General features: G+C 48.6%; 17 protein-coding genes. 4 read left to right on the top strand and 13 right to left on the bottom strand.

Annotated elements, in window-relative coordinates; all coding sequences use genetic code 11:
* Positions 1–8: 8 nt before the first annotated feature.
* The 5 genes from D0S45_04590 to D0S45_04570 all read right to left on the bottom strand — a co-directional run bounded on the left by D0S45_04590 (position 9) and on the right by D0S45_04570 (position 5708).
* Positions 9–1148, bottom strand: coding sequence for an ABC transporter permease (locus tag D0S45_04590; protein ID TIH18499.1), 1140 nt, complete (start codon positions 1146–1148; stop codon positions 9–11).
* Positions 1145–2059 (bottom strand): ABC transporter ATP-binding protein, encoded by a 915-nt coding sequence (locus tag D0S45_04585; GenBank protein TIH18498.1) that lies wholly within the window; start codon positions 2057–2059, stop codon positions 1145–1147. The genes D0S45_04590 and D0S45_04585 overlap by 4 nt, the downstream gene beginning before the upstream one ends.
* On the bottom strand, positions 2052–3086 hold the full coding sequence (locus tag D0S45_04580; GenBank protein ID TIH18497.1) for an HlyD family efflux transporter periplasmic adaptor subunit: 1035 nt from the start codon (positions 3084–3086) through the stop codon (positions 2052–2054). Before D0S45_04580 ends, D0S45_04585 begins: the two co-directional genes overlap by 8 nt.
* Entirely contained in the window at positions 3083–3691 is a 609-nt protein-coding gene (locus D0S45_04575; GenBank protein ID TIH18496.1) for a TetR/AcrR family transcriptional regulator, read from the bottom strand. The genes D0S45_04580 and D0S45_04575 overlap by 4 nt, the downstream gene beginning before the upstream one ends.
* A gap of 313 nt (positions 3692–4004) precedes the next feature.
* The gene (locus tag D0S45_04570; GenBank protein TIH18495.1) at positions 4005–5708 is read right to left on the bottom strand and encodes a Na+/H+ antiporter NhaC family protein; all 1704 of its coding nucleotides are present in this window, start codon (positions 5706–5708) and stop codon (positions 4005–4007) included.
* Between the two features lie 326 nt (positions 5709–6034).
* Between D0S45_04570 and thiC the strand changes: the two genes are divergently transcribed.
* A complete protein-coding gene (thiC, locus tag D0S45_04565; protein ID TIH18494.1) occupies positions 6035–7303 on the top strand; it encodes a phosphomethylpyrimidine synthase ThiC in 1269 nt (422 codons plus the stop codon).
* Positions 7304–7529: 226 nt separating this feature from the next.
* Entirely contained in the window at positions 7530–8189 is a 660-nt protein-coding gene (locus D0S45_04560) for a hemolysin III family protein (protein TIH18638.1), read from the top strand.
* A 94-nt stretch (positions 8190–8283) separates the two neighbouring features.
* On the opposite strand, the gene thiL is transcribed toward D0S45_04560, so the two are convergent.
* The 5 genes from thiL to D0S45_04535 form a co-directional block, all read right to left on the bottom strand.
* Positions 8284–9255, bottom strand: coding sequence for a thiamine-phosphate kinase (thiL, locus tag D0S45_04555; protein TIH18493.1), 972 nt, complete (start codon positions 9253–9255; stop codon positions 8284–8286).
* Positions 9256–9262: 7 nt separating this feature from the next.
* Positions 9263–11380 (bottom strand): ATP-dependent helicase, encoded by a 2118-nt coding sequence (locus tag D0S45_04550; protein ID TIH18492.1) that lies wholly within the window; start codon positions 11378–11380, stop codon positions 9263–9265.
* Between the two features lie 217 nt (positions 11381–11597).
* Positions 11598–12896: a phosphodiesterase gene (locus D0S45_04545; GenBank protein ID TIH18491.1), complete on the bottom strand. Its 1299-nt coding sequence runs from the start codon at positions 12894–12896 to the stop codon at positions 11598–11600.
* 213 nt (positions 12897–13109) lie between these two features.
* A complete protein-coding gene (locus D0S45_04540; protein ID TIH18490.1) occupies positions 13110–13994 on the bottom strand; it encodes a DUF2156 domain-containing protein in 885 nt (294 codons plus the stop codon).
* Positions 13987–15378: an MATE family efflux transporter gene (locus D0S45_04535; GenBank protein TIH18489.1), complete on the bottom strand. Its 1392-nt coding sequence runs from the start codon at positions 15376–15378 to the stop codon at positions 13987–13989. Before D0S45_04535 ends, D0S45_04540 begins: the two co-directional genes overlap by 8 nt.
* 290 nt (positions 15379–15668) lie before the next feature.
* Here D0S45_04535 and D0S45_04530 point away from each other — a divergent pair, with 290 nt between their 5' ends.
* Together D0S45_04530 and D0S45_04525 are read left to right on the top strand one after the other, a co-directional pair.
* Positions 15669–16076, top strand: coding sequence for a LysR family transcriptional regulator (locus D0S45_04530; protein TIH18488.1), 408 nt, complete (start codon positions 15669–15671; stop codon positions 16074–16076).
* 403 nt (positions 16077–16479) lie between these two features.
* On the top strand, positions 16480–18225 hold the full coding sequence (locus D0S45_04525) for a hypothetical protein (protein ID TIH18487.1): 1746 nt from the start codon (positions 16480–16482) through the stop codon (positions 18223–18225).
* Positions 18226–18305: 80 nt separating this feature from the next.
* Here D0S45_04525 and D0S45_04520 read toward each other — a convergent pair whose 3' ends face one another.
* The 3 genes from D0S45_04520 to D0S45_04510 all read right to left on the bottom strand — a co-directional run bounded on the left by D0S45_04520 (position 18306) and on the right by D0S45_04510 (position 23139).
* Positions 18306–19181, bottom strand: a complete 876-nt coding sequence (locus D0S45_04520) for a hypothetical protein (GenBank protein TIH18486.1) — start codon at positions 19179–19181, stop codon at positions 18306–18308.
* Positions 19182–19452: 271 nt separating this feature from the next.
* On the bottom strand, positions 19453–21711 hold the full coding sequence (locus tag D0S45_04515; GenBank protein ID TIH18485.1) for an acetyl-CoA carboxylase carboxyl transferase subunit alpha/beta: 2259 nt from the start codon (positions 21709–21711) through the stop codon (positions 19453–19455).
* A 9-nt stretch (positions 21712–21720) separates the two neighbouring features.
* Positions 21721–23139, bottom strand: coding sequence for an acetyl-CoA carboxylase biotin carboxylase subunit (locus D0S45_04510; GenBank protein TIH18484.1), 1419 nt, complete (start codon positions 23137–23139; stop codon positions 21721–21723).
* Positions 23140–23581: the final 442 nt, after the last annotated feature.

Here is a 23581-nt window from a genome sequence, read left to right as displayed (position 1 = left end):
AGCCCCCTCTAATCCAAAGTCTGCCGATACCTCTTCAATCCTACGATAATTACAATTATCCAGAAAACCACGATGGGCCATAGGTGGTGCAGGGATTCTTCCCAGCCTGTTCCTTTGAGCAGGACCCCGCGCACTAAGCGCAGGTAGTGGGTTAGCGGGAGGATGGAGCCGAGGTTTTGCGCCCAGTCTGGCATGCCTCGAAAGGGGAACATGAAGCCGGATAATAGCAAGGATGGCAGAAAGAAGAATATGGACATCTGCACGGCTTGCAGCTGGTTGCGGGCCACTGTGGAGATGGTTACCCCCACGGTGAGGTTGGCGGCGATGAAAATAGCTGAATAGGTGAACACAATCAGCGGATTGCCGTTGATGGGTACGTGGAATACAAAGATGGATGCTGCCATGATCAACATCATCTGGATATAGCCGACCATGACGTAAGGGATGATCTTGCCCATCATTACTTCCAGCGGGCGGACCGGGGTGGTCAGCAGGTTTTCCATGGTTCCGCGTTCAGTTTCGCGGGTGATCGCCAGCGAGGTGATCATAACAAGCGTCAGGGTCAGGATTACGCCCATCAGGCCGGGGACGATGTTATACTGGCTGATGGCTTCGGGGTTGTAATCGGCATGGATACGTAGGTCCACTGCGCTTTCTTCGGGCAGCATATAGCTGAGCGATCCTTTAAGATCACGCGTCATTGCCCGGTTTATGATTTCACGCATGGAGTTTACTGCATTGCCCGTTGCCATGGGGTCGGTTGCATCAGCTTCCAGAAGCAATACCGGGCGTTCCCCGCGTTCGATATCCAACCCGAATTGTTGAGGGATGGTCAGCACAAACTGTACTTCGCCCAGCTCCAGCAGCCGTTTGGCCTCGGCTCGTGAATTAATGAAACGGTCCACATTGAAATACGTACTGGCTTGCATTCCAGCCACGATTGACCGCGAGTAACGGGAGTTATCCCCGGAAAGAACGGCAAGGGGCAGGTGGCGCGGGTCGGAGTTGATGGCAAATCCAAAGAGAATGATCTGAATTAGCGGGATTCCGATCATCATGGCGAAGGTTAACCTGTCGCGGCGCATTTGGATGAATTCTTTCCCGGCCATGGCCATGAATCTTTTGAAAGAGAATAGTCGTAAACTCATGGATTTTTCCCCTGCATCAGGTCTATGAAGACTTCTTCAAGGCTTGTTTCGCACTGTTCAAATTTGTTGTCAGGTCCGGCATGGGTTCGGATTCCTGTTTCGATCAATACGTTATCGCGTCCGCTGATGTGCAGGGTGTTCCCGAAAGCAACAACCTGATCAATGCCTTCGCTGGCTCGCAGTTTTGGAGTTAATTCATTTAAATTCGGTCCGCTGAGGGTCCATGTGTGCAGGCCGGAATCGTGCACCAGCTCATCAAGCGTGCCTTTTGCCAGCAGATCGCCATAAGCAATGTAGGCCAGCCGATGGCAACGTTCGGCTTCATCCATGTAATGGGTAGAGATGAGGGCAGTGATACCTTGCGCGGCAAGGTTGTGCACCTCGTCCCAGAAATCGCGGCGTGCAGACGGATCGACCCCGGCAGTGGGTTCGTCGAGGAGTAGCAGCTGCGGATTGTGCAGGGTGCATCCTGTCAGGGCCAAGCGTTGCTTCCAGCCACCGGATAGTGATCCGGCTAATTGGTTGGTGAATCTGCCCATGCTCATGCGCTCGATAGCGTCATTTATAAGTTTTTTGCGGTTGGGAAGCTGGTAAGCACGGGCGAGAAAATCGAGATTTTCTTTAACGGTAAGATCGCCGTAGAGGCTGAATTTTTGGGCCATGTAGCCCACTTTGGGCTTGATAAATTCAGCCTCATTAATGATGTCATACCCAAGGCAGGTGCCGGACCCGGAATCCGGGCGCAGCAGTCCGCAGAGCATGCGGATGAAGGTGGTTTTCCCGGACCCGTTGGGCCCGAGGAAGCCGAAAATTTCACCCTTACGGACCTGCATATCCAGCCCTTTTACCACTGTTTTGGGGCCGAAGGATTTGGTCACACCGGATACGTCTATGACAGTTTGATCAGTCATTGCTGCTCCGAAAGTAACTTTTGATGCGTGTGAGGAAGCCGTTTTCAATTTCAAATTCGGCAGCTGTCCTGCTTACATCTACGGGCTGTCCGGGTTTGAAAAGAACAGCTTTGTCCATAGCCGGAATAGCTTCCAGCATGAAAACCAGTTTGGCGCGGCTTTGGCTGGAGTAGATGACCGGAGGCGTGTACTCGGCCTGTGGTGATATGTAGGTCAGGGTTACCGGGATCGGTTCTGTCAGTCCGTCGTAATTAACGAGCAGCTTTTCGTTGAATTCAAATCCGCCCACAATTTGTTCCGGTACGTAAAAGCGCACCTTGCGGTTTTCCGGGGGCAGGATGGATATCACCGGTTTTCCGGCTGCGATCCATTCGCCACGGTAGCGGATGGTATCGAAAACCAGACCGGAGCGAGGCGCGGATTGTGCTTTTTGATCATAATTCCAGCGGGCCTGTTCAAGCTTGGCCTGAGCTGCCCTTACCGATGATTCTGCCGCACTGATTTCATCGCTGCGGGAACCAAGGGTTGCGGTTTTGAGTTCAGATTTAATTTCTTTTACCAGTTGAATGGCCTGCTCGTAATCAGTGCGAGCCTGGTCTCGTTCTTCTTCGGAGATCGTTCTGGAATTGTAAAGATCTGCTCTGCGTTTGTATTCTGTTGCGGCCAGCTTTTCCGCTGCCACGGCCTTTCTAAGTCGGGCTTTGATGGAGGCTATTTCAGAAGGTCTTCGTCCTTTGCGTTTGTCTGCAAGGTCACTGATGATTTTATCCAGATTTTCCTCTGCTTCATCTACTCCCGCCTGTTCAAAATCCCGTTCTAAGGTGAAAAGTGGCTGCCCGGTTACAACTGTCTGGCCTTTGCGCACGCTCACTTCATCAAGTTGTCCCCCAAGCGGTGATGATACATAGATAAATTCACCTTCCACATAGCCCTGCCAAAGATTGGATTCTGTTTCCTCGCATCCGCAGAGCAGGGTAGAAAGGAGTATCGCTACAATGATATGTGAAAATCTTAAGCCGGATTTCATTGTCGGTTCTCCTTTTTCACAGCAATGGTTTCTTCAAATAATTGCAGGTTGCGTTTGATCTGTTCGCGTGGATCGAATTCACCACTGGAAATATGAAAGAGGAAAGAGGGCGGAACTACGGTTCCCAGCAACATGAATACAATATCCGCTGGGTCAAGGTCTTTGCGGATTTGCCCCAGTTCCTGACCTTTCGCAGCAATGTCTGCGGCTGCGGCGCGGTATTCAGTCAATAGGGAATAGAGGGCTTTGCGGCGAATGGAATTCTTTTCCAGCGCGGCTTCAGAAAAAAGCAGTCGAGGGATGCCGGGGTGCTTGTGCAGTAAGTCCGCGTGGCGCAGGGCCAGTTGTTTGAGCACATCAAGCGGGGTTTCGCCTGCATCCATGGCATCTTTGGCATTGTCGATGAGTTTTTTGCGGATCAGTTCGCGCACGCCATCGAAAATTGCATCTTTGTTTTTGTAATGACGGTAAAGGGCGGCAGGTACAATGCCGCAAGCCTTGGCTACATTGCTCACCGTAATGGCTGAAACTCCTTTGGCAGCAAGCTTAAGGGCTTCTTCTGCTATCTGTTCGCGCCTTGAAGGGCTATCCATTCTTTTGCTCAATTTGATTCTCCAAGTTTGTGAATGTGAATTCACTTTAACTTTCTAAAAAAGTCTATGTCAACGGAAAAACAAAAAAACCTCCCACCGAATCAAATCGGAGGGAGGTATCAGACAGTTGATAAAGCACCATCTGCGGCGTAAAGTGAATTGTTAGTGAATCTTCGAGCTTACAAGACCTTACACCTGTGGTGCACTGTAAAAAATGCTGAAACTCACGTATGTCGTATACGCGTCGTTTCAGCACTTTTTTTGTTTCTTGCATCTGGCACTTTCTCATCAGTCTGCCAGATTTATTGATATCTTCTGCTGCGAACTAGTTCGGAACAGGCTTACCCAGGAACCTTACTGTTGCCAGCACTGCCAAAACGCCTACAGGCAGGATGATCAGTACGGGCATTCCGAGTCCTGCGGGGATGTAACCGAACAGGATGGAGATGGTTGCTACCGGGATGGCGTAGAACAGCTGTGTTCTGGTGTGATCGATGTGGTCACATGCGGACCCCATAGAGGACAGGATGGTGGTGTCCGAGATGGGGGAGCAGTGGTCGCCGAAGATGGCTCCGGTAAGAACCGCACCGATGTTCAGGATTACGTAGCCCTGCTCGGGTACCAGCGCGAAAGCCAGCGGGATGCAGAGCGGCATGAGGATACCCATGGTTCCGTAAGAAGTTCCTGTTGCAAAAGAGATGATGGAACCCATTATGAAAATAATGGAGGGCAGCAGGAAGGTCGGGATGGTATCGGAAAGTACGCTTACGAGATAAGCAGCGGTTCCGAGTTCTTTAATGATACCGGAAAGGGACCATGCCAGCAGCAGGATTACTGCGGTGATGTTCAGAGATTTTACACCCTGCACCCATGTGGAAATTGCTTCATCAATTTTCATGATTTTTTTGCCGATTGCCATGGCAAGGGCAACAATTCCGGCTATGAGAGCAGCCTGAAAGAGAACAACAGAAGCATCGGAAGCACCGAAAGCTTCTTGAATAGCCAGGAAGCTCATGGGAGAATCGAAAACAGCTTTGGCTGCTGCATCGTCGCCACCCATAATGCCGTTATATCCGTTGAAGTAAAAACCTAGGAATGCTGCAACGATCAGGGTGCCGATGGGAATGATGGCGTTCCAGATGCTGGGTGTTATGCCTTCAACCGGTTCCAGCTCTGTTGCTTCATCAGCGACCATGGGCTTTGCATTGTCATCAAGCAGTTTGCCTGTGGTACGTGCTCTATTTTCAGCTTTGTACATGGGGCCGAATTCGCGCATAAACCAGATAGTGGCAAGAATGAAGACCAGAATGAGAATGTTGTAAAAACGATAAGGAATGGTTTCTACAAAGATGCCGTATGCATTCATGGTGTAGCCGATGCCCTGCAAACCGTCACGGATGAGACCTACTTCGTAGGCTACCCATGTGGAGATCAGCGCAATACCGGCGATGGGAGCGGCTGTTGCATCAATAATAAAGGCAAGTTTCTCGCGGGAAACTTTCATTTTGTCAGTGACAGGGCGCATGATAGGACCGACGGTCAGTGAGTTTGCGTAGTCATCGAAAAAGATGAACAGGCCGAGCACCCAGGTTACGAACTGTGAGCTTCTGGGGCTTTTGGCTTTTTTAGCAAGAGCATCAGCAATTGCTTTGGCTCCACCCATTTTAGATACCAGTGCAATAAGACCACCGATGGCGAGGCACTGAAGTACAATACCAGCGTTCCACGGATCAGCAAGAGAAGTAAGAATTTCATTGGAAAGTCTCAGGAAACCATTGACGAATCCATCATAAATATTGAAGTCGCCGACTTCAAGCATGAATGCACCGGAAAATACACCGATGAGCAGTGAAAGAACAACGTTCTTGGTGATGAAAGCAAGAACGATAGCAACCAGTGGTGGAATAAGAGTCCACATGCCGAATTTCAGAGCATTAGCCGGGCCGAGGCTTGAGTCAGCCGCAAAAGCAGGCTGACACAGCATTGTAAATAGTACTGTGAGTAATAACAGTCCTCTCCAATTGCGCATTTTAAATTTCCCCCTTGAAATATTATGAATCGCAAGAAAATATGATTTGCTGATCTACTAGAATTTTCTCATAATTGCAAATTTGATTTTGTATCTGTTTAATTTTCCATGATAAAATTCTGAAATGACAGACTTTAAGCGTAAAAAATTAATGGAAAAGTAATGCGACGTTCTATCGAAATGTTCGGGAAGTCCGGCTCTTATTTAGTTTCGGGGCAAAAAGTTCCATTGTACCCCGCGGCGAATTGAGGTAAGGACTTGCCTGTACAGACACCATTGATAATACGAAAAATGCACAATCCTAAATAACGTTATAAGGAAATCAGATGTTTTCAAAAAATAAAGCTCTCAAAAGCATATTTGATTCCAGCATTGATGAACTTTGCAAGAGCGAAGGTCTTTCTAAAGAGACCATTATTCAGGGCATTGAAGACGGGACCATGGTTCTGCTTGGGAACCCCAATCACAAGAATGTAACTCCCACCCTCATCGGGCAGCCCGCAAAGGTAAAAGTAAACGCTAACATCGGTACTTCTCCTTTTAAGAGTGACCGTGAAAAGGAAATGAAGAAACTTGATACCGCATGGAAAGCTGGTGCACACGCTGTGATGGACCTTTCCACTGATGGTGATCTTGATGGAATCAGGACCGATATGTTGGCTCAGTGCCCGCTGCCTCTCGGTACCGTGCCTATCTATGCAATGGCTCAGCAGTATGTTGCTCGCGATGAAGATCCCGCAGGTTTCTCCATTGATGAACTTCTCGCTGAAGTTGAAAAGGAAGCTGAACAGGGTGTGGATTTCATGACCCTGCATTGCGGCTTGACCCGTCGTGGCGCAGAATGGGCGACTGAAGAAGGTGAGCGTCTGCTGGGAATTGTTTCCCGTGGCGGCTCTATTCTTGCCCGTTGGATGCGTGATAACGATGCGGAAAACCCGCTGCTCACTAACTACGACAGAATTCTCGAAATCTGCCTCAAGCACAACGTAACTCTTAGCCTTGGTGACGGCCTCCGTCCCGGTGCTGGTGAAGACGCTGGTGATGCTGCGCAGTGGGAAGAAGTTCTCGTACTCGGCAAGCTTGCCAAGCGTGCTCACGAATATGGCGTTCAGGCCATGATCGAAGGCCCCGGCCACGTGCCCATGAATCTTGTGGAAGCACAGATTCGCGGTATCAAGGCTGCAACCTATAACGCACCTCTCTACGTCCTCGGACCTCTGGTTACTGATTCCGCTCCCGGCTATGACCACATTGCCGGCGCCATCGGTGGTGCAATTGCTGTTATGAACGGCGTGGACTTCCTCTGCTATCTTACTCCCGCAGAGCACCTGACCCTGCCCGAAATTGACGACGTCTGGAATGGTGTAAAGGCTTCCCTCGTTGCCGCTCAGTGCGGTGAAGTTGGGCTTGGCCGTAAAGATGCTGTTCAGCGCGACAAAGACATTTCTATCGCACGTAAGGAGCTTGACTGGGACCGCATTGCCGAATTGGCAATTGACCCCGCTCTGGCCTGCGCCCGTAGAAAAGATCACAAAGATGAAAAAGAATGCGCTATGTGCGGAAAATTCTGCGCAGTTCGCATGCTTTCCGAATAGTCCTGATTATATCATAAGAGCCGCTCTGTACGTTCTATAGATGATAATGGCCCGTAACACCGCTGGTGTTACGGGCTTTTTTTGTGTATTCTGATTATCTTGTATTTAAACGATCGTTTGAATGTGTGCGTTTGCCCGTTTTTTGCAGATTTTTCTGCAAGCTGTTTTTGGGGAAAATGTCAGGGCCCAAGATGCTATAAAATTCGCTATTCAAGGACGGGATGTTATGCTGCAATATGTACGCGACCCCATGAGCGGGTTAACTCATTTTATAGGCTTTTGCCTTGCCATCGCAGGGCTGGTTATGCTGCTGGTTTCTTCAGTCAATCCGACTAGCGTGATGCATGTGGTTACTTTTTCTGTATTCGGCGGGGGCATGATTTTGCTCTACCTTGCCAGTACTCTTTACCACTGGTTACCCCTTTCCAAACAGGGCATCCTGTGGCTGCGTAAGCTAGACCATTCCATGATCTACATTTATATAGCCGCCACTTACACACCCATCTGCCTTGTGGGGCTGAAGGGGGCTTGGGGCTGGTCATTGTTCGTTGCGATCTGGTCTATGGCTGTGGCCGGGATCATTACCAAGATGGTTTGGCTCAACGCGCCGCGCTGGCTGTCCACTGGATTTTATCTTGCCATGGGCTGGCTGGTGATTGTGGGGGCGTACCCATTGATTCAGGCTTTACAGACCGGGGCTTTGCTTTGGCTGCTGGCAGGCGGGATCATGTATTCAGTCGGCGCGGTAATTTATGCTCTGAAGCGTCCCAATCCGTGGCCGGAGTTCTTCGGTTTCCATGAAATATTTCATGTGTTTGTCATGGCCGGAAGCTTTTGCCATTTTTGGGTCATGTATAAATATATTACGGCCTTGGGATGGAGTTAGAAAAGCCTCCGGCGGCCCTTCGGGGAGCAAAGAAACTTTTTGGAAAAAGTTTCTCTGCACACTTCAAAAACTTTTATTAAGCTTCGCTGGGTGTTTATCCAGAAAAGTGATCGAATCCTTCAGATGTATACTCTTTGCCGTTGAGTAATATTTTGCTGTCCCCGGTGATCGTGCCTATCTGGTACAGGCCGGGGATTGCTGCTTTTAATTCTGCAAATCCTTCAGCAGAAGCGGCCCCGAACAGGGCGTAATCTTCTCCTCCGAGAAAGGCGTGCTCTGTTGCGGAAATCGATTTTGATTCAGCATAGCGAACGATTTCTTCTTGCAACTGCGATTCATCCAGTGAAATTTCAGCTCCTAAATTTCCTTCACAACATCCCAGAAAACGGGGCAAATCTCGGGCCAGACCGTCTGAAAGGTCCATTAGTCCTTTCACGTGAGGCGACTGGGCCAGCTTTATCCCGGTAGCAACGCGCATGGGCGGGCGCAGGTGGGCTTGCACGCATTTGGGGTAAATTTTAGCTGCTTCTGTTCCAGACTCTTCAAGGGCCAGTAGTCCAGTGCGGGCCATGCCCGCAGAACCGTGCAGGAATAGAATATCCCCCGGCACAGCATTTCCCCGTGAAAGAAATCTACCCCCCGCAGATTCTCCCCAGACAGTCACTGAAATTCCAAGATATTGCCCACCGGAAAGGTCACCTCCGGCTAGAATCAGTCCATGCTGTTGCGCGAGAGCGGACATGGATTTAAAGAAAGGTTCCCAGAATTCATTTTCCAGACTGGGCGGAATAATCAGGCCCAGCGCGAATCCGCAAGGCTGACCGCCCATGGCCGCAATATCACTGATATTTACCGCAAGGGATTTATAGCCGATGTCTGTCGGTGAGAAGTATGATCTTCTGAAATGTACGTCTTCAAGAAACAAGTCTTTACTGATGCACAAGTCTTTCCCTGCACGCAGGACAGAGCAGTCGTCCCCGCGTCCAAGGGTGACATGGCCGTTCTCGGACGGGAAGTATTTATCGATCAGGGTCAGGAAATCCTGTTCTGAATTTAATTGAGTCATAATTTCCCTACAACATCTCTACGAAATCTTCGACGATCACTTTGGGTCCGAAGCCGGGAAAATTGATACGCAGCTTGTTAGGCTCGATGCGTTCAATGATCTTGCCGCGCCCGAATATCTTGTGCTTGCAATGACCCAGCTTCATGGGCGAGGGCTTCGTGGTGGTTGAGACCGAAGGAGCGGAGTAGGGATCGGGCTGTGCCACCCTGTTTTTCTTTTTCGCCATGCCGCCGGAATAGGATTCCTGTAGTTCATCGAAAAGCTCGGGATCCAGCTCGCGCAGAAACGGGCTGGGCACCGCAGGTTCGGAGAAATCGGTGTTCTTGCGGTTGATGGAAGCCGGGGCGCACATGATAAGCTCCTGCCGCGCACGGGTGCAGGCTACGTAGAGTAGACGGCGTTCCTCTTCATACTCATTGGGCTTTTGCATGGATTTGCGGGAAGGAAAACGATCCTCCACAAGATCAATGATGATGACCGCATTCCATTCCAGACCTTTGGCGGAATGGATGGTGGAAAGGGTGACTACATCTTCCTCTTTCTCTTCCTCGTTGTGCTGATCGGGATCAAGGCAAAGGTCGGTCAGGAAATATTCCAGATCATCGTAGTTTGATGCAATCTGGCTGAGCTGTTCAATTCCGGCCTCGCGTCGCGGATAATCGTCCGGGTATTGGGCAACCAGCAGCGGCCTGTAAAGCGGAACGATTATTTCAAGGCAGGTTGCCGGGGAGGAGTTCTTTTTCCGCAGCCCGTCAAGATCGCGCAGAATGTCCTGTAGTAATTGGTATTTCTTGGTGAATTTGCCTAGTGCCTTCTGGTCTGCGGAGATTACAGCTTGAGCAATTTTAGTTGCAGTCTTGGGACCTACTCCCTTAATGTGTCCAAGGGTACGCTGCCAAGCGATGATATCCGCCGGGTTGCTAATTAAGCGCATGAAGGCCAGCACATCTTTAATATGCGCGGCTTCGTTAAATTTCAGGCCGCCGTATTTTTTGAAGCCTACTCCCAGACGTTTGAGGGCCACTTCCAGCCCGTAACTCTGGTATCCGGCGCGAAAAAGAACAGCCACTTCTTCCGGGCCATGCTTTTTTTGTAATTCAATGATCCGGTCCAGCACGCGGTTGGACTGACTGAAGTCACTGAGCGGAACCATGAGCTGTGGCTTGTTGCCCCAAGTCTGTTCGGTGAAAAGTTTTTTGTCGAATTTGATCTCGGCCCCATCCAAAATGGCATTGGTCAGGTCGAGGATAGGTTGGGTGGAGCGGTAATTCTGTTCCAGCCGCACTATTTTCACCTCTTCGAAAATATCAGGAAATTTTAGGATGTTGGTAACGTCCGCACCACGGAAAGAGTAGATGGACTGGGCATCGTCACCAACAGCCATGACATTGCCGTTCTTTCCGGCAAGCAGTTGTACGATGCGGGCTTGCACAAGGTTGGTATCCTGATATTCGTCCACCATGATGTACTGGTAGCGCGAACGCAGGGAATTACGCAGAAATTTATCTTCTTGGAGTAGTTTTTCCAGATAGAAGAGCAGGTCGTCATAGTCCATCAGTCCGTGCTGTTTTTTATAGACAGCGTAACCTTTGGCGATTTCTTCCATTTCTGAAGCGTAAGTCGCCAGATGAAAGGCCTCGGAATTGACCAGCGTATCGATGGAGATTTCCTTATTGCGCGATTTGCTGATCATATCCAATAGGGTGGATTTTTTAGGATATGAGCGGTCACCTTTACCGAATTTCAGGCTGTCTTTGACTTCCTTAGCCGCTGCTTCAGAATCACTGCGGTCCATGAGGGTGATGCCGTTGGGGAATCCTATTTCAGCAGCGTTTTGGCGTAGTATTGAATAAGCAAAAGCATGGAAGGTTCCGCCCTGAGTGCCGTGCAGGTCTCTGCCCAGAATCAGTTCGGTACGTTGCAGCATTTCCTGTGCGGCTTTGCGGGTGAAGGTCATCAGCAAAATGGATTCGGGCGGGATGCCCTGTTCCACCAGCCATGCCAGACGGTAAACAATAGTACGTGTTTTACCGCTGCCAGCACCGGCAATAACCAGTACCGGACCCTGCGGATATGTAGCTGCTTCATACTGAGCCGGGTTTAATTCTTTCTGAAAATCTATCATGATATATAGCCTTCGGCGACCCTGCCGGGGGCCTTAAACCCTTTTTGCAAAAAGGGTTTAAGAATCCCAAAAACTTTTATTAGGCTTCGCCGTTTCGTGTGAATTGTTGTCAGTTAAATTTATTATGTCGTTTTAGTAAGCTACATGCGAAGCTTACTAAAAGGTTTAGGAGAGTCCAGAGAACCCTTTGCAAAGGGTTCTTTGGCCCTCGGAGAGATTAATCTGTCAAAGTAATATTAAACCAGTCAAGAACCATTTGTCCGGTCTGGTGCATGGTGCTTATCTGCTGCCCGTCTGAACTGTAGAAGAATGCGTCTTTTACAGTGTGCGTTCCGGTTCTACCGTGGAATCCGAATATTTCAGCCCGGTCAAATTTGGCTTTGAGATCGAATCCCGGTCTGGCTGTGCAGATCAGGTCCGGCGGGTCACCTATGGGGCTGTCTCCGTAAACTTCGCGCGTTGTCTGCACTGAATCCATGACCTGTTGGCCATTGAATTCGAGTTGCATGAGCTTCGCAGCTATTTCAGAAGCGATGTTCAGTGCTTGTTCTGGATTGACCTGTCCTCGCCTGAAACGATCAGACGTATGGATATATATTCTTCCGGGATCAAGGGCAAATGCTTTACTGCTCGGAGAGATGATTGTGGAATCCCATTGGTCCTTTGCGGGGCGGGTATACTCAAGGTATCCGTGCTGCACGAGGAAGGTATTCAGGTCCACTTCGGTTTCAAGGGTTGCAAAACCGTGGTCGGCGAATGAAATTAGTTTTTTCTCACCCGGTAGAGCTTTGAATTTATCGAGCACAATACCGATTGCCCGGTCCCACCTGTGCATGAATTCAGCAGCCTTGGGATAAAGCGGATGGTTTTCGTCCTCGAAAGCGGGATAAAAAAAGTGGAAAAGGCGGTCTGTCTCCGTAAAGACGATGGTGAACAAATCCCACGCAAGATCGTTCCAGAGCATTTCAAGGGCATTCAAGCGGCAGTCGAGGGTGAGTGCAACCTGATCGAAAAGATAGTCCGGGTCCATGATTCCCCGGCTGGTGTCAGCTTCAAGCTGGTAGCCGGTATCACGCAATGGCCCGAGCAGGAATGGAGGCTGCACTGCCCTTTCAAGTGAGTCAGCCACAAAGCCTGAAATGATCATGCCCCGCAATGGTTTGGCGGGGTAGGTGTTGGGCAGGTTGATTACCTTGCTAACCAGTCCCTTTTCACCCAGCGCATCAAAAATGGTCGGACAAAGTACCTGCTCAAAGTTATTGATGGAAAGCGTGTAGTTTTGCGGATTAATGGAAGTGAACCCGTAAAGGCCGTGCTTTTCCGGCTTCTGCGCAGTGAAGAACGAAGTCCAGTTTACTGGGGAAAGTTCCGGCAGTTCGGCTGAGATAGGCTCGCATTTACCTGCAATACGGCCCAGATTGGGCAATTTATTTGCCCACTGCAAAGCAAGAGAGGCCGGAAGTCCATCCAGCCCCAGCACTACAAATCTTTTTCTTTCTTTTTGATTAAAAAACATAATACAGCCTCCGGCGGCCCTGCCGGGGGCCTTAAACCCTTTTGCAAAAGGGTTTAAGAATCCCAAAACCTTTTAATTGTTTTTTTATTCACTAGATTCTCAGAAAGTTCTACGTAACCAGCGGCGAAGCCCGATTAAAAGTTTTTGAAGAGTCCAGAGAAACTTTTTCCAAAAAGTTTCTTTGGCTCTCGGAGAGCCGCCGGAGGCATACATCTATAATACGGTCAATTCATACTTCTTCATAAAATTTACGGGGTTGTATGATTCTTTTGCTTTGCGCAATCCGGGCTCGCCGAGATCCTGTTCGCGATTGACGAACTTTCTGTCGCTGGCATTGTTCTCCAGAAACATCTGGTTGATGGCTTGGTAAACGCCTTTGAAATAGGTGTTCCCTTTTTCAAAATGGATAACGATGGTGTCGTCACCGAGTGGCTCGGCAATGGTGTAGGCGATAATGCGGTTACCGATACGCAGGGTCCCCCCGGAAAGATTCTTGATGGTGTCCATTTCCTTAAGAACCTTGGCGATTGCTTCGTTCTCAGCCACAAGAGCATCGGAGTGATTGTTTTCTTCCTGCCAGCGATACCATTCGAGCTGCATTTCCAACACTTCTTCTACGCAGTCCGGGGTGATTTCACGGTACTCGTAATCGTATTTTTTCATGAACTGGCGATAGAGATTTTTCTTTTTGTGGAAACGGTTGCCGCGTAGCTCTATGAGTTCCTGCACGGAATAAACGTAATCGAAATGGTCGCGGTTCTCGGTTATTTCTATCTTGTCGCCGAATATATCCTTGAGATGTAGGGCCAGTGTTTCGGGGACGCGGGTGAATTTGGTTCCCGGGGTGTTCATAAGTTCGCACTTTTCCCAGTCTGCGCTGAACCAATCTCCGATGGGTGCCCAGTTAATGATTTCGGGCTTGGTCTGCCGCACATGAATCAGCCCGGATTGTCCGCAACGCAGCTCAAGTCCGTAGTGTTCGGTCCAGCCCCAGATGTTTGCAAAAGTGTAGTCGGAAGTCCGTTGTGGGCAGGCCGCGAGAGATTCGTCAAATTTATCCTGACATTCAAGGGTTATGGGTTTGAATTCGTTAGTCATTATTGGTCCTTTTCTTCTTTTTATTGATCATACTGAATTTCTGCCAGTTTTTGCACGAGAATGTGTAAAAAATGATGGCGGCCTGTAATCCCTGAGAAATAAGCATGGCCATCCAGATTCCGGTGGCGGAATGAAGTACTTCGTGGCCGAGAAAGTAGGCCAGCGGCAGCCTGCATCCCCAGACGGTAATGGCAAAAATGAACAGGTTGTAGATAGTCGCTCCTGCCCCGTTTAAGGCCCCGGCCATGATCATGGAGGTCAGGGTAAACGGGATGGCGAGCATATTATAGTAAAGATAGTTTACTGCTTCATCAAGGACCACCTGTTCCGGGGCGATGATGGAAGTTACCGGATAAATAACCTGCCACAATAGAATGGCGGTGATGCTTAGAAATCCGATAGCCAGAAACAGTATTCTATACCCGAATTTTTTGGCCTCGTCAGCTTTGCCGTCTCCGAGGTAATGCCCAATGATGATTGAAGCAGTCATGTTGAAGGCAAAAGCAGGCAGAAAAAGGATTGATTCAATGCGGATTCCCGCAGTCATGCCTGCAAGTGCAATGACGTTGCCTTCGGGCAGGCTGGCGGTGATGGAGTAGAGTACCATGTAGCCGGAATGCCAGACCAGCTGCATCAATCCGCTGGGCCATGCTACTTTAAAAAGGTACGGGAAGGCACTTTTCATCCACTTTAGCGGGGCAATGCATTTGCGGCGCAGGTCGCCGGAACGGTACAGAACCGCGAGGTTGAAGATTGCCCCCATGGTTACGGAGCCGAATGTTGCCCAGGCAAGGCCTTTATAGCCGAGATCGGGCAGTCCCCACATACCTAAACCTAATCCTAAATCACCGATGGTGTTGGTGGTAGTTACAATGATCATGCTGTACAGGGGCAGCATTACTTTTTTTTGCGCCCGGAAAACCGCGTTGGTAATGATGAGCATGTAGTAAATAGGTACAAGATAGAGGAATACTTCGATGAAATATTCCATCACATAACGCATCTCATCAGGAACTTGTAAAACGGTCAGGATTCCGTTTCGGTAGGGAAAGCCGAAGGTGAAAATAATCAGACCTAAAATGGCCCCGAGGATGCAGCATAGACCTACGTATCGTTTTGCCCTCAGCATCATGCCCGCACCGATGGACTGGCTGATTGCGGCTACTGATCCATTTGCAGTCGCCATGGCAATGACCAGAAAGAAAAACAGGGACTGACTGATCATGCCCATGGAGGCCTGAATTTCGCGGCCCAGTTTAGATGCTACCCAGACGTCCACAAGGCCGATCATCAGGTGAAAGAGCATCATCAGGATTTGCGGCCATGACAGGTTCCATATGGTTCTGTATGGAGCGTTGGTCATGTCTGCGGTGGTCATATTCATAAGCGGGAAAAACTCCGTATTAATTCAAAATCGTAAATAACCGTATACTATTTATCCGGTATAATGGAATCAGAGGAAAGTAGGAATCGGCTGCGGAGCTAGGAGTTTAGTTACAGTCTCAGGAAAAGCAAGCATTCAGCGGGCATTATCTTATTTTTACCCTGTGCTTGATTTTACCGAATATAGATTTATTCTCATGAGTCAGAAGCGTATACTTTGTGGACAGCTTTGTTTATGCTAATTAAAACATTAATTCAAAAGTGATTGGTAAATATGCAGGAGGGTGCTTGATGTCGAGTGATGAAAATTTCTGTCCGAGAGTGCGGTTGAATCTGTGGCTGGAAACAGAAGACGGTATGCTTTTCGGTCTCGGAAGGGCGCAACTGCTGGAGCAGATTGAGACACAGGGGTCGCTGAATAAGGCGGCCAAGGCACTCGGCATGTCTTACCGTGCGGCATGGGGCAGGCTCAAAAATACCGAAGAAGTGCTTGGCGATTCACTCGTGCTTAAAACCCGTGGCCGCAAGGGCTGTAGTCTGACCCCGCTTGGAGAGCGGGTACTTGAGGATTACCGTCAATGGGTACAGGAAGTTGAGAATTTCGCTGTTATGACCGCCCGTAAATCCTTTCCGTGGAATATCGCCTCTTATGAGGAAGATATGGAGCGCATTGCGCAGGAAAAGAAAGGTAAGAAGTAGATAATTTATTATCGTCTGCAGGAGAATAAAATGTTTTCTGATTTAAAATTTTCGAAAATTAAATTACCTGTTTTAGCTCTTGGTCTGCTGCTTTGTTTTTTTTGCATATCCTGCAAAACAGTAGATACCTCCGGTGAAATATCTGCAACCGTTTCAACTATTGATAACGGAAGCAGCAAATAAGCTGATAAGAGTTTATACGAATCAACTAAAAGCCCCCCTGTTTCATTAGGAACAGGGGGGCTTCTTTGTGCAATGTGGATAAAATTTAATTGTTTCGGGCATACCACTTTATGGTGTGCCTTTTTTTTGCACTTGATATTTAGGGCGGAGTCAGGGTAGTGGGGTGATGCTTATTTTGATTATTGTTCTATTTGTTTGATTTTATTTTCAGGAGTTGGAAATGCCTAATCGTTTTGATGTATTGAAAATTAAATTGCCTCTACTGCTCACTGGCATATTTCTTTGTTTTATTTGCATATCCTGCAAGACTGCGGACAAGCCTGTTGCCGATACCGGGGATGTTGTAAAAGAAGGCGTCCGTTTGAATAAGCAGGCTGAGAAGGCTTTTGTGAGTGCTTTAAAGAGGGTTAGAAAGCACCGCACGCTTTTTAAGGATCGGGAATCTTATCCTCCACTTAAAGCTGGTCTTATACAGGCTTCTCTTTTCTTGGATCAAAATAAGGGTGATAAGAAAGCCGTCGCAGCCCTTGCTGCCATGGATAAGGGCGATGTCCGACCGGCCGCAAATTGGTTTAAGGAAAAATATGTGCGTGATGTGATAAGTGACCCGCAAGGGGCGGCAGTTTTATTGCGTCATTGCGGGCAGTTAAAAATGTTTTATGATCCCGTTTCCGGGGTGAATATACTCTATCGGGCTAGCGGGCATGAACCCGGAAACTATCAGGCCATGATGAATCTGGGGATTTATTTGAATCGCATGTGCAAGTATTCCAATGCGGAAGTTCTCTTGCGCAAAGCCATGTATCAGGCCCAAAAAGCTGGGGATGATTCCGTTCAGGCCATAGTTTCCAGTGAGATGGCCTATAGCTATCGTATGCGCGGTAAGGCAAAGTTGGCAAAAAATTATTTTTTGAAGTCCGTGGAAAAGAGTAAGGCCGCAGGTAATGATCACCGTGTGGCGATAGGTCTATTCCAGTTGGGCATGATTTGCGAACAGCTTAAGGATAGTTATTGCGCTGAAATTTATTATGGCAGGGCGTTGAAAGAGTATGAAAAATTCGGCTGGAAGAAAGATGTTGCGGCCATGAATTTGAAGCTGGGCAGGTTGTATGTGGATCAGCAGAAGTGGCTGCTTTCCGAAGGCTATATCCGTAAGGCGGTATCCGGCTATCAGGATACGGGATATAAGCTTGGTCTTGCTATGAGTTATCTGCTTTATGCCGATTTTTATAAAGGGCAGGTCAAAAAAGATCAGGCCATCACCAGCTACGGCAAAGCGCAAAAGATTTATGCTTCTCTGAAAATGCGTGAGCATGTGGCTAAAATTTATAAGCAGATGGGCGATATTAGATTTGAGCAGAAGAAGCCCATTAAGGCCATGGCTGACTGGATTGATGCTCTTAAAATTTATACGGATTTAGGTGCTGAAAAAGAAATAGATGAACTTTATGCTGTTCTGGGGCTAAGCTCATTTGTTATCGGGGATATGTCCGGGGGAATAGATTTTTTTCAGCAGTTGGTGAAGCAGCGCAAAGGCGAGGTCAGCGGGCTGGAGGAAGCAAGTGGATATGTTATTGTCGGGGCGCATGAATTGCTGCAACAGCATTTTTCAAAAGCCGAAGAGAACTACTTGAAAGCTTACGACCTGAGTCGCAAATATAGCCTACCTTTGATTCAGGGAATTTCTTGTTATTCTCTGGGCGGGTTGTACTTCAGACAGGCTGAATTTAAAAAATCTGAAATCAGATTTCAAGAAGCACGAAATGTATTTGTCCTGCAAGAGGATAAAAATATGGTTGCACTCAGTGATTTAAATCTCGGTGCTTTGTACCTTGAGCAGAAGAATTATGATCAGGCAGGAGTTTATCTGCTGAAGGCGCGTGATTATTATGCACAAGCGAAGAATAAAGATATGCTTAGTCTGTTGAATACGGCACTCAAAAAACTAGAAAAGCAGAAGAAATAAAAAGAATACCAGCAATTAAAAGCCCCTTGCAACTGACGTTGCAAGGGGCTTCTTCATGTTTGTTGAAGGGATGGTGATGCCTATTTCAGCATATAATCGAGATATTCGTTGTCTGAGGGGCGGTTGGTGTTTTGGTTATTGTCGTTGTTGTTCGAGTTGTCGGGGGGGCTGTCGTTGGTATCAGGCTTAGTGTCCTGCCTGTTTTGATATGTGTTCCCTGAGTTGGAAGAATCCGTGTCCTGACTGTTTGAATATGAGTTGCCCGAGTCGTTGATTGTGTTCGTGGTGCTGTGGCTGGTCTGACGTGTGCAGCCCGGTCTATTCACATTTATTGTCGGGTTTATGTTTACGTTAGTATTGAGGTCCGTATTCTGACTGATAACCGAACCTTGGTTCGGTAAGCTCTGCTGGTTATTGTTAGTGTTCGAATAGCCTGAATTCGTCGGTCCTGACACACCGGGATAATGCCATGCGTTCATGGCATTTCTCATTTGAATTCTGACCCGGTCATGTCCTTTCATTGCATAGCCTATGAAAATATAGTTTGTTCCCCGGTAGCGTGAAACCACAAGATATGAATCATACCATTTTCCATTACGGTCCCAGCCTGAAAAAAATCTGAGTATTGCCGGATAGCCGGAGACGTGTCCCGGCTGTTCGTTTAAAAAACGTTGGTACGGTAAGCCTTTGCTTTTTAATCTCTGAGTCCATTTTTCAAGTTCTGCAACCAGTGAATCTGAGGTTCTTTTTGCGTATAATTGAATTACAGCATCATTTGTCTGCGGAGTGCATTGTTTGAGAAGGTGGTTGACGTCCCACAGCGGAGGCATCCTTTTGCTACTTTGCCATCCAGAAGGGCATTGAAGTCCGTCGGCCATGTTTTGGGCGATGGACACTGTAGGCAGTAGGAGGGCTGTTAATAATACTATAAAAAATAATTTTATTGCCTGTTTCATTTGCTGTCTCCCGTTTAAAGGGTTCACTCCTGACTTATTTATACACTACTATCTGGAACAATGACAGCGTATCGAGAAAAGAAGACGAAACGGCGAAGCCAAATAAAAATTTTTGGGATTCTAAAACCCTTTTTACAAAAAGGGTTTTAGCCGCCGGAGGCGAAATCATTTAATCAAAAGCGCGAAGCGCATCAAATCTGCTTTCAACTAGAATGCCCCCTGTTCCAAAAAGGAACAGGGGGCATTCTGTATATGAGGGGTGTGTGGTGTATTATCTGTAATAGAGGTTGCGGCCACCTACGGTCAGAAATGCCTGATGCAGGTTGCGGCGGATGTCGCGGCGATCCCAGATGTCCTGAATGTGACCTCTGGAGAGCGCGTTGTATGCGGAATGGTAATCCGGCGGGATGTCCATGCCGGTAGTTTCTTTGATAACGCCCGGACCCGCAAAGCCGATGCGGCAGGAGCGTACTGCGTACTGGTATGGTGAGCAGCCGAGGAAACTTGCAACCGGTCCGGCGTAGGAATTGGTATCGTAAAGTACGATATAGAGTCCGCCGGACTCGATGTAACGGCGTACAGCCATGGTTACGCGCGGCATCTGGATAAGGCCGTTAGTTCCTTCCTGAATACGGATTCCGGCAGTACCGTGTACGTATGCGAGGAAGGGGTAACGTTTCTTGCCTGCCAGCTCAAGGGCGCGGATGAATTTCTCGCCTTCTGCTGCACCTACGGAACCGCCCCGAAAGGGAGCTACGAGGGTAGCACAGGTCACCTTGGTGTGCTTAATGGCACCTTCATAGGTGATGCAACCGGATTGCAGCCCGGTCTTGGCCTTAGCTCCATCAAGTCTTTCCTGATAGTTGGGAAAGCCGGTGGGGTTGGCTGAGCAGATGGATTTGTTGAATTCACGCACAGTGCCCCAGTCGAAGAGGTTGGCCATGTACCAGCGGTACTCCATGGGAAAATGGTGTCCGCAAGTGGGGCATACCCCGGCAAATTCATCGAAAAGGTCACGGGACCAGATTTCGAGGCAGCCGTTCTTTTCAGCGTTGGGACAGGTGATTTCCTTGTCTTCGCTGGCACGCGGGCTAACATAGTGGCGATAATCAGACGGCGGAATATCCGGTTCTGAATCTTCGGAAAGATTGGTCAGAGCCGCTTCAACTTCTGACACGCTCTTGGTACTCGCGCCCATCTTGCCGAGGAGCATGTGTTTGAGCTTATCGAATTTGTTGGTCACAACATGCATTTCGTCCTTGGCTTCATCAGCAAGGGCCTGAATCTTGGACTGGTACTTCCTGATCATGTCGTAGCGTACGGTGGAGTACGCAGCAGCCATGGCATCAACTTTTGCGGAGTTGAGCTTTTCAAGGAAGGAACGTTTGTCGTCGAAAGCATCCTGTGCCATGCGGCGGTATTTTTTGTAACGCTTCCAGAGCAGCCTGTCCTTGGCATTGGGGCTGATCTGCCAGCGTACGAATACGGATTCGTCGGTAATATCTTTTTTATTGCGATTTTTGATGGCCGCTTTACTGAACAGGCGAAGGCCTTTAACGCTCAGAACTACTTCATCTGTAGCTCGGATAACTTCAGCACGGACCATCTTGTAAAAATCAAAATGTTCGGGACGCGCACCAAGAGCGGGCTCATGGATAACGCCATCAATGTAACCGAAACGCAGATTATCGTCCGCAGTGATGCACTGGGATTTGGCACAGGTTTCGATCAGTTCTGCGGGAGCGCGTTCTCCGCCGCGGATACGGCCTTCAATTGCGGCAGCACCTTCGGGGGAGATAACGGAATAGTATCCGTGGGAAAGCATGAGGCGTTTATCGGCCATGGCGATGGCTTCTGCACCGCCGGAGCCGCCTTCGGAAATAACGGAAATGACCGGCACATCAAGGCCGCACATCTCGTAGATGTTTTCCGCGATCTGCTGCGCTGCACCGGGGTAATCTTCTACCGGATAGGAGCCGGGGGTGAAAACATAGGTGTGGATGGGGATATTTTCGCGTGCGGCAACTTTCATGTAGCGCAGGGCATTGGCATTACCCCACGGTTTGATGCAGCCGCCATTGCGGAATTCCTGACCATGTCCTTTTTCCTGACCTACGACCATCACCGGCTGGTTGTGGACTTTTTTGCCCACGCGGCGGGTTATGTAGGCCCTGGCGATAACCATGCCGGGGTCAATGCTCATGTCATCCTTACCACCTACAACAGTGTAATTGTCGTAGACGTTTTCAAGGATGTCTTCGAGGCAAATTCTCTCGGAATGACGGACGATGCGCACCTTGTCCATGGCGGACAGGGTTTTATCGAGGTCTTTTTCCAGCACTGCGAGGCTCTCATCGTAAGTATTGAGCTTATCCCACAGTTCTTCCTGAGTCTTATTTATGCTGGTTTCAAGGAAGGCATCAAGCTTGCCTGCGAAGGCAGTAAGGCGTCTGTCCTCGGCATCACCGAGAATATCACGCGCATACTGGACCCGCTTGACTAACCCGTCCAGTTTTTTTTCTATATCCATAATGTATTATTAGAATTCCAGTATGTTTGTTGATTTCTTGGCCAGAAACTTTAGGTTGGACTTCAGGGAAACTTCCTTTCTGTCCTTGCCTTCCAGAACGAATTCATCAAGAAATTCGAGTCCGCGTTTCTTGGATTCCTCAAGGTCCTTGCCCCAGATAATGGCCAGTGCCAAGTTGGGGTCAAATTCTGTGGGAATCTGGTAGGGCAGGTCTTTGGGGATGTGGGTGTGCATTTTGAGCCACTCATGTTCATCCCAACGGAGATTTTCAATTTTGCCTGCCCACGGTGCGAATTTATCGTCAGTGTCTTCTGCAATGATTCTGTATTCGATTCCCACACCTTCAAAGGTGATGTCATCCTGAGTGTAGCCCATGTCATCGCCGAGGGCGAGTCTGATCTGTTCTTTGATCAGGTTTACGTCCGGGTTACCCTTGATGCGTGAAATGGCGGCAGAAACACCGTTTTCAACCTGAATACGGGTGTTAACTTCCATGAGGAAGGGCGCGCCTTTAGGTGTTACGATCCATTCCCATGTTCCCACGTTGTCGTAGTTGATTTCGCGGGCCATGCTCAGGGAGTGCTCGGTGACGTCATCGAGAACTTTTTTAGCATCAAAGGAATAGGCGATGCTTTCAGGGCAGAAGCCGGGAGCAACTTCAATCCTCTTCTGGCGGCCGGGACTCTGCACAGAGCAGTTTCTGGTGCCGAAGTGGACGTGTTGTTTGCCGGAGCGTTCGGAAACGATCTGAACTTCAATGTGGTTGAAGTTGAAGATACGTTGTTCGATGAGTACGCCTTCGTCATTGAAGGTACGCAGGGAGTAGTTTCTGATCTGGCGGTAAACCTGACGGAATTCCTCGATGGAGTAAACTTCATCGATACCCATACCACCGCCGCCGGCAGATGCTTTTACGAGAACAACGGGATTACGCACGCCCTGTTCTTTCTGGAATTCAAACAGGTTGGATGCAATTTCTTCCGCTTCCAGTTCATCGTAAATGGCTCTGTCAGAGCCGGGGATGGTTGGAACGCCGAGTTTTCTTGCCAGACGTTTGGTGTTGATCTTGTCGCCGAGATCGCGGATTACCCACCAAGAAGGCCCGATGAAAGTCATGGGACGATCCCTTTCGGTTACCCTGCGGGCGAAACGGAAGTTTTCGGAGAAGAATCCGTACCCCGGATGCACAGCGGTACACATGGTCTCATCTGCAACGGAGAGGATGTCCCCGGCATCGTTGTAGGATCTGATTTTATAGACCGCAGCTTCACCGCCAAGTTCTTTGGCGATGGTTACGTGTCCGGAATCTTTGTCCTCAGCCGTGTATACACTGACAAAACTGAGTCCGAGATCTTTACATGCCTGCATGATGCGCACGGCGATCTCGCCTCGGTTAGCAATAAGTACTTTATCTGTTTTGGGATTCAAAACGACTCTCCTGAGTCTTTCTGGTTAATTCGATATATAATGTTTTATGAAACTGTTTTTTCAAAAAAATACGCAATCGTTTTAAGCCAAATAAGGCTTCTGTCAAGCTAAATATAACTGACACTTACGTAGGTATAATCGGCTCTGCTCAAGTTTTGCAGATAAAATTATAACCAGTTGAAGAGGTTAGGCTTGTGGTTTTGTTTAAAGTTGACCTTTTAGGACGTTACTTTTTTTTCGGTATGAACTTCGCTAGAATTCATTACAGTTTGCCCTGATAAAACAAACACGCCTTCTTAGTCAAATTCAGACTGCCGATAAAGCACTATCTGTGGCTTAAAGTTAATTGTTAGCGAGTCTTTGAGCTTACAAGAGCCCATCCCTGTGGGGGGCTGCGAAATAGCCTTGCATCTGGCACTTTCTTAGCTGTCTATAAGTTTGG

This window comes from Marinifilum sp. JC120 (assembly GCA_004923195.1).
In the GTDB taxonomy this organism is placed as follows: domain Bacteria; phylum Desulfobacterota; class Desulfovibrionia; order Desulfovibrionales; family Desulfovibrionaceae; genus Maridesulfovibrio.
The sequence above is the reverse complement of the archived record's forward strand: the minus strand, read 5'-3'. Positions and strand labels throughout refer to the sequence as shown.